Below are 7,228 nucleotides of genomic sequence, written 5' to 3'. Positions count from 1 at the left end.
GGCGGGGGCGGCGTGCTTGGGGGCGTACTTCGCCTCGACCTTGATCTTGCCCGGGTAGCCGAAGCCGACGACGGAGTCCAGGTCGCGGGTCTTGCGCGTCAGCTTGTAGCCGTCGGCGTTGCCCTCGATGGTGTGCAGGGTGCCGCCGTCGACGCGTTCGACGATGCCGACGTGGTCGATCTGGTCGAGGTCGCCGGAGCCGTTCCAGTCGTAGAAGACGAGGGCGCCGGGCTCGGGGGTCTTGCCCCAGGCGTCGTGCTTCTTGAACCACTTGGCGTGGTCGACGGTGGAGGCGAACTGGCCGGCCTGCTCGGTGACGCCCGCTTTGTCGGCGGCCCAGGCGAGGAACATGTCGCACCAAGGGGCCGTCTTGAAGTAGTCGTCGTGGTCGCCGTCGACGTTCTTGGCGTACCAGTCGCCGAACTTCGTGTAGCCGTCGCCCTTCTCGGTGTAGCCGAGCTGGGCCTCGGCCGCGTCGAGCAGCTTCTTGCCGATCGGGTCCATCACGCTCCCTGCCGCCTCGCTCGTTCGGGCAGGGGCCGCCCGACCGGGACGGAACATGCCCCGTTCCAAGGTCACGTTCCGATCTCGACGGAATGTAGCGGAGGTAAAGAGCGCGCGGCAAGTTGTTCCGCGGAAGCGGTCGAAACGGACTATTAGAAGTAGCCCCTTGGGAGGACGGCGACCGGGCAGGGGGCCGCTCGCAGGACTTTCAGGGCCACCTCGCCGACGAAGACGCGGTGGGCGGAGGCGTCCTCGCTGGACGCGCAGACGAGGATCTCGCCGTCCTGCCAGTCCATGTCGTCCAGGGCGTCGGCCACGTCGTCGCCCTCGGCCAGGTCGGCGGAGACGTCCTCGGGGACGAGTTCGGCGGAGTCGAGGGCCAGCCGGATCGCGAGCGCGAGATCGTCCCGCAGGCTCTCGGGGTCGGCGTCGCCGACGGCGAGGGTGACCAGGCGGAGCGGGACGTCGAGGCGGTCGGCGGCCTGCGCGGCGCGGATCACCGCGTCGTCGCACTGCGGGCGGCGGACGTACATCACCGTGATGCGGTTGAGGTCGTCGGGCGGGGTGTAGCCGGACGGGGTGAGCATGACGGCCTCGGTGGCCGAGTGCAGCAGGTGGTCGGCGGCGGTGCCGACGCCGATGCGGCCGCGGGCGCCGCCCACGGGGGAGCCGACGACGATCAGGTCGGCGCCGTTGCGGCTGGCCAGCAGGGTGAGGGCGCGGCCGACGCTGCGCCCCTCCTGGACGAGCAGGTCGGCGGGCGCGTCGTCGAGCAGGTCGGCGGCCTGCTCCAGGAGCGTGCGCGCCTCGCCCTCGGCGGCGGCCAGGCCCGGCGGGTGGACGTGGGCGACGCTCAGCCGCCCGCCGGTCAGCCCGACGATGGCGCGCGCCAGGTCCAGGGCCTCGCGCCCGCCCGCGTCGGGGATGTATCCGGCGAGGACGTGTTCTCCGATCATGTACGGAGCATTCCCACGCGGCGGCAGGTCAGACGCCGCGGAGGGCGCGCTCCCTGCCGGATATGCAGGGCATTTTCCGTATTAGTCATAATTAGCTACATCTGGGCGGTTTCATGGGGTCCGGGGAGCCGCCGGCCCGGACGGGACGGGCGGGTCAGGGACAGCAGGTCGCGGGCCGGTCCGGTGGGGCGCTGCCCGGCCGGCCAGACGGCCCGGAGCGGGCGGCCGAGGTCCAGCCCCGGGACGGGGACGGCGACCAGGCGCCCGCTCGCCAGCTCGTCGGCGACGGCCAGCTCGCTCACCACGACGGGGCCCGCGCCCGACTCGGCGGCGGCCTTGAGCGCGGTGGTGGAGGCCAGCTGGAGCAGCGGCGGGGCCGTCCCGCCGTGGGCGGCCAGGGCGCGGTCGAGGACCTCCAGGGTGCCCGAGCCCTTCTCCCGCAGGACGAGCGGCGTGGCCGCCAGCTCCGCCGCGGTCACCGCGGAGCGGCGGCGGGCCCAGGCGTGCCGCGCCCCCACCACGACGACCAGCCGGTCGGTGGCGACGACGGTGCCGTTCAGGCCGGGCGGCGTCCGCGGGCCCTCGACGAACCCCAGGTCGGCCTCCCCGCCGCGGACCTGCTCGGCGACCACGGTGGAGTTGGCGGTGCCGAGCGTCACCGCGATGCCCGGGTGGGCGCCTTTCAGCGCCACCAGCCAGCCGGGCATCAGGTACTCGGCGACCGTCAGGCTGGCCGCCACGCGCAGCCGCCCGTCGCGGCGCTCGCGCAGCGCGTCCAGGCCGGCGTCGAGGGCCTCGGCGGCGCGGACCACCTGGCGGGCCCACTCGGCGACCAGCGCGCCCGCCTCGGTCGGGCGGGAGCCCCGCGGGGACCGTTCCAGCAGCGCCACGCCGATCTGCCGCTCCATCGAGCGGATGCGGGCGCTGGCGGCGGGCTGGGTGACGCCGAGCTCGGCCGCCGCGCGCCCGAGGCTGCCCAGCCGGACGACGGCGAGCAGCAGTTCGAGGGCTCCCAGATCGGGGACGCGGTGCGAGACGACCATGACCGCCATCCTACGCCGCTCATAAGGCCGCCTTATGTCCCCATAGGCCCATGACCTCTACCGATGCCGTCCGCCCGGAAGCAGGCTGGACGCATGGGCTTCACCATGGCACCCGCGAACGGCGTTCTCCTGGGCGCGCTCGACCGTCCCGCCGAGCTGTTCCGCCACCTCGGGCCCAACTGGTACGCGGCCGTGATGGGCACCGCCATCGTGGCGAACGGCGCGAACGCCCTGCCGGTGAGCCTTCCGGGGCTGCACGCGTTCGCGGTGGCGGTGTGGGCGCTGTCCCTGGCGCTGCTGGGCCTGGTGGTCGCGGCGCGCGCCGTCCACCTCGTCCGGCACCGGGACGTGGCGCGCTTCCAGCTCCTGGACGACCCGGCCACCGCGGTCTTCTACGGCTGCCCGCCGATGGCGCTGCTCGCCGTCGGGTACGGGACGCTGGTGCTCGGGCCGGACGTCCTCGGCACCGGGACGGCCGTCGCGCTCGACGCCGTGCTCTGGACGCTCGGGACCGGCTACGCCCTGCTCGTCGCGTTCGGCGTCCCGTACCTCATGATCACCCGGCATCGGCCGGAGCCGGGCGCCGCGAACCCGACGTGGCTGCTGCCGGTCGTCGCGCCGATGGTGGCGGCGGCGCTCGGCCCGGCGCTCGTCCCGCACCTGCCGGCGGGGCAGGCGCGGTCGGCGATGCTGTACGGGTGCTACGCCATGTTCGGGGCGAGCCTGTTGGCGACCCTGGTCCTGCTCCCGGGGATCTGGAGCCGGCTCACGGACGGACGGCCCGCGCCGGTCGCGCTCACGCCGACGCTGTTCCTCGTCCTCGGGCCGCTGGGGCAGTCCACGACGGCGGTCGTCCAGCTGGCGGGGGCGGCGGGGCAGGCGGCCCCCGGGTACGCGGCGGCCATGCGCGCGTTCGCGGTCCTGTACGGCGCGCCCGTCATGGGGTTCGCGCTGCTCTGGCTGGCGGTCGCGGGCCTGGCGAACCTGCGCGCGCTGCGCGGCGGCATGCCGTTCGCGATGACGTGGTGGGCGTTCACGTTCCCGGTCGGGACGTGCGTGACGGGCGCGTCCGGACTGTCCAGGGCCACCGGGCTGGACGCGCTGACCGGCGTCGCGGTGCTGCTCTACCTGCTGCTCGTCACGGCATGGGCGGTCGCGGCGTACCGGACCATCCAGGGGGCGCTGAGCGGGCGCCTGTTCCTGCCTCCCGCCCCGCGCCCGCGCTAGGTGCGGGCGGTGGGCGCGAGCTTCTCGCCGGGTTTCTGCTTCGCCGGGACGCCGGGGTTGCCGTACCAGGCGACCGCCACGGCACCGGCCACGGCCAGGACGAAGCCGATGAACGCCAGCCACGCGAACCCCGCGCGGGACGCGTCGCCGAGCCACAGCACGCCCAGGATGCCCGGGACGACCGTCTCGCCCACGACGAGCGCGGCCGTCGCGCCGTTGATGGAGCCGATCTGCAGGGCGACGGTGTGGAAGTACATCCCGCCGAGGCCCGCCAGGGCGATCGCGTAGAGCGCCGGGTCGCCGACCAGGTCGCGCAAGTTGAACGGCTCGGTGCCGTTCAGCATCCGCACGCCGACGCCGACGGCGCCGAACCCGAGGCCCGACAGCAGCCCCGCCGGGATCGCCGCGCGGGGGCCGAGCAGGCGGACCGTCGCCAGCCCGACCGCGACCAGGAGCGCCGACACGCCCAGAAGCCACCAGTGCGCGGAGATCGGGACGCGGCCCTCGCCCTCGTGGCCGGCCGCGCCCGCGAGCATCACCAGCGCCACGCAGACCACGCCCACCGACACCCACTCCGGCCGGACGAGCCGCACGCCGAGGACCCAGATGCCGAGCACCGCCGTGACCACCAGGTTCGCGCTGATCACCGTCTGGGACAGGAACAGCGGCAGCAGCTTGGCCGCGAGGGCGCCCAGCGCGAAGCCGACCGCGTCCAGCACGGTGCCGACGATGAACGCCCAGGTCACCACGGCCTTGGCGGTGGACGACAGGCTCGGCCCGCCGTGCCCGGTGACGGCGGAGGCGGTTTCGGCGCCGTCCTCGGCCCGCGCGCTCTCCCGCGCGGCCGACCGCTTGGCGCCGAGGGCCTGGAGCACCGACCCCGTCCCGTAGCAGGCGGACGCCGCCACCGCCGTGGCCAATCCGATGAACACCGGCGCCCCCGTCCGTCTCGCCCCGCAAGATCCTTCCGGTCAAACTAGTCCACCGAGGAGTAAGTCCCGACATTCTGTCTGACGCAGCGCGTAATGGAATGGTTGCGAACGGTTCATGCGCGGGTACGATCGGGGAGGTCGTCCATCCCCGTGAGCCGGCCCCCGTGCCGGTGGATCCCGAGCAGAGGCGGCGGAGTTGCTGAAGAGGCTGGAACTGCGTTCGGGCCGGCCGCCTGCGGAGCTGACCAGCTTCGTCGGCCGCCACGAGGAACTGGCCGAGATCGTCCGGCTCCTCGACCGCTGCAGGCTCGTCACGCTGACGGGCCCAGGCGGCGTCGGCAAGACCCGGCTGTCCCTGCGGGCCGCCGCGCGGCTCGGAGGGTCGTTCGAGGACGGCGTGGCCTTCGCCGACCTGTCGGCCCTGCACGAGCCGGGCCTGCTCACCCAGACCATCGGCGAGACGCTCGGGCTGCACGACCAGAACCCCTCCACCGCGCTCGACGCCCTCGTCCACCATCTCGCCGACCGCGACCTGCTGCTCGTCCTCGACACCTGCGAGCATCTGGTGGACGCCTGCGCGATGCTCGCCGAGGTGCTGCTGCAGAACGCCCGCGGCCTGCGGATCGTCGCCACCAGCCGGCAGCCGCTCGACATCCCCGGCGAGCACACGCTGGTCGTCGCGCCGCTCAAGCGGCCCGAGCCCGGCGGCTACGTCCCGGGCCTGCCCTGCGACTCGATGACCCTGTTCGCCGAGCGCGCCGCCGCCGTCGTCCCCGGCTGGACGATCACCGACGGCAACCAGGCCGCCGTCGCGCTGCTGTGCCACCGCCTCGACGGCATCCCCCTCGCCATCGAGCTGGCCGCCGTCCAGCTGCGGGCGCTGTCGGTCGAGCAGATCGTCGACCGGCTCGACCGGCGCATCCTGCAGGTCCGCGGGCGCCGCTCGGGGCTGCCCCGGCACCAGACGCTGCGCGCGGCGGTCGACTGGAGCCACGAGCTGTGCTCGCCGGACGAGCGGCTGCTGTGGGCGCGGCTGTCGGTGTTCACGGCCGACTTCTGCCTCGACAGCGCCGAGCAGGTGTGCTCGGACGCCGAGCTGCCCGCCGAGCGGATCTTCGAGCTGATCGCCGGGCTGGTCGCCAAGTCGGTGGTGCTGCGCGTCGAGCGCGAGGGCGCCGTCCGCTACCGGATGCTCGACATCATGCGCGAGTACGGCGCCGAGCGGCTGGAGGAGGCGGGCGAGACCGAGGCCGTGCGGGCCCGCGCGTTCGACCGCCTCGCCGCCGCGATCCTGGAGGCCGCCGCCGGGCTGTCCGGCGCCGCCCAGCCCCGGTGGCTGGCCTGGTTCAGGCGGGAGCAGGCGGGCGTCCGCGACATGATCGACTACGGGCTGCGGCGGGCCGACGACGAGCTGCTGGTCGCGCTGATGCTCGGCCTCGGCCGGCTCCTCGCGCTGCAGGGCCTGATCGGGGAGGCGCGGCACTGGGCGCTGCGCGTCATCGACGGCCGCGAGCACGGCCCCGGCCCCGGCTGGACCGAGACGCTGGCCTTGGCGGGCCTGCTCGCCGCCATGCAGGACGACCTCGGCCCGTGCCGCGACCTGCTGCGGCGGGCCGAGGAGCGCGCCGTCGCCGAGAACGACCTGCGCGGGCTCGGCTACGTCCGCGAGGTGTCCGGCGTCGCGGCGTTCTGCGCCGACGACCTCGACCTGGCGACCCGGTGCCTGGAGGAGGCCCGCGGCCTGCACGGCCGCGCGGGCACCGCCGACGTGCTCGTCCCCATCACCGACGTGTTCCTGTCGGTGGCGCGCACGATGGCGGGCGACCCGGCCGCGGCCGTCCGATACGCCTCCGAGGCCGTCCGCGTGACCGAGGCCGCCGGCGAGCACTGGTGCCGCTCGTACGGGCTGTGCGCGCGCGGCCTGGCGACGCTCATGAGCGGGGACGCGGAGGGCGCCCTGCCCGACCTGCGCGCCGGGCTCCGCATTAAGCGCGACCTCGACGACCGGCTCGGCGTGTCCCTGGCCCTCGACATCGTCGGCATCTGCCTGATCGGGCTCGGGGACGCGGTGCGCGGCGTCCGGCTGCTCGCCGCCGCCGACTGGACCCGCGACTACACGGGCACGTCGATGTTCGGCCCGCAGCACGCGCTGCTGCGGGACGCCTACAAGGCGCAGGCCCGCGAGACCCTCGGCGAGGCGCCCTTCCAGGCCGCCTACGACGCCGGGACCGCCCTCGACTTCGAGACGGCGGTGGCCGAGGGCCTCGGCGAGACCCCCGTCCCGCCGACCGCCCTGGACCGCCCGGCCGAACCCGCCGCCGAACCGGCGCCGGAGCTGACCCCGCGCGAGAACGAGATCGCCGGGCTCGTCGCCGAGGGCCTCACCAACCGCCAGATCGCCGAGCGCCTCGTCATCGCCAAGCGCACCGTCGACTCCCACCTGGAGCACATCCTGGCCAAGCTGGGCTTCACCTCCCGCGCCCAGATCGCCGCCTGGTTCACGGCGTTGAACGCGATCCCGGCCCAGCGGCCCTCGCCCGACGACTGCATCTGACGCGCCGCGCCC

Annotated in this window: 6 protein-coding genes; 2 read left to right on the top strand and 4 right to left on the bottom strand. The window is 74.6% G+C overall.

What is annotated here, in order from left to right:
• The 3 genes from E1298_RS17300 to E1298_RS17290 form a co-directional block, all read right to left on the bottom strand.
• Positions 1-504 (bottom strand): CHAP domain-containing protein (locus E1298_RS17300; RefSeq protein ID WP_131894412.1); only part of this gene is annotated, 504 nt, incomplete at its 3' end.
• 152 nt (positions 505-656) lie between these two features.
• Positions 657-1,460: a universal stress protein gene (locus tag E1298_RS17295; protein WP_131894410.1), complete on the bottom strand. Its 804-nt coding sequence runs from the start codon at positions 1,458-1,460 to the stop codon at positions 657-659.
• 95 nt (positions 1,461-1,555) lie between these two features.
• The gene (locus tag E1298_RS17290; protein WP_131894408.1) at positions 1,556-2,503 is read right to left on the bottom strand and encodes a LysR family transcriptional regulator; all 948 of its coding nucleotides are present in this window, start codon (positions 2,501-2,503) and stop codon (positions 1,556-1,558) included.
• Positions 2,504-2,596: 93 nt separating this feature from the next.
• On the opposite strand from E1298_RS17290, the gene E1298_RS17285 reads away from it, so the two are divergent.
• Positions 2,597-3,730 (top strand): TDT family transporter, encoded by a 1,134-nt coding sequence (locus E1298_RS17285; protein WP_131894406.1) that lies wholly within the window; start codon positions 2,597-2,599, stop codon positions 3,728-3,730.
• On the opposite strand, the gene E1298_RS17280 is transcribed toward E1298_RS17285, so the two are convergent.
• The gene (locus E1298_RS17280) at positions 3,727-4,662 is read right to left on the bottom strand and encodes a hypothetical protein (protein ID WP_131894404.1); all 936 of its coding nucleotides are present in this window, start codon (positions 4,660-4,662) and stop codon (positions 3,727-3,729) included. The two genes, E1298_RS17285 and E1298_RS17280, sit on opposite strands and share 4 nt — an antisense overlap.
• A 196-nt stretch (positions 4,663-4,858) precedes the next feature.
• On the opposite strand from E1298_RS17280, the gene E1298_RS17275 reads away from it, so the two are divergent.
• Entirely contained in the window at positions 4,859-7,216 is a 2,358-nt protein-coding gene (locus tag E1298_RS17275) for an ATP-binding protein (RefSeq protein ID WP_131894402.1), read from the top strand.
• The last annotated feature ends 12 nt before the right edge of the window (positions 7,217-7,228 follow it).

The organism is Actinomadura rubrisoli (assembly GCF_004349215.1).
GTDB lineage: Bacteria > Actinomycetota > Actinomycetes > Streptosporangiales > Streptosporangiaceae > Spirillospora > Spirillospora rubrisoli.
This window is presented reverse-complemented; position numbering and strand designations above follow the sequence as displayed.

What these genes read in the sequence shown, in the direction of transcription:
- E1298_RS17290 (WP_131894408.1), bottom strand. Translation starts at nt 2,503, where the DNA reads ATGGTCGTCTCGCACCGCGTCCCCGATCTGGGAGCCCTCGAACTGCTG.
- E1298_RS17285 (WP_131894406.1), top strand. Translation starts at nt 2,597, where the DNA reads ATGGGCTTCACCATGGCACCCGCGAACGGCGTTCTCCTGGGCGCGCTC.
- E1298_RS17295 (WP_131894410.1), bottom strand. Translation starts at nt 1,460, where the DNA reads ATGATCGGAGAACACGTCCTCGCCGGATACATCCCCGACGCGGGCGGG.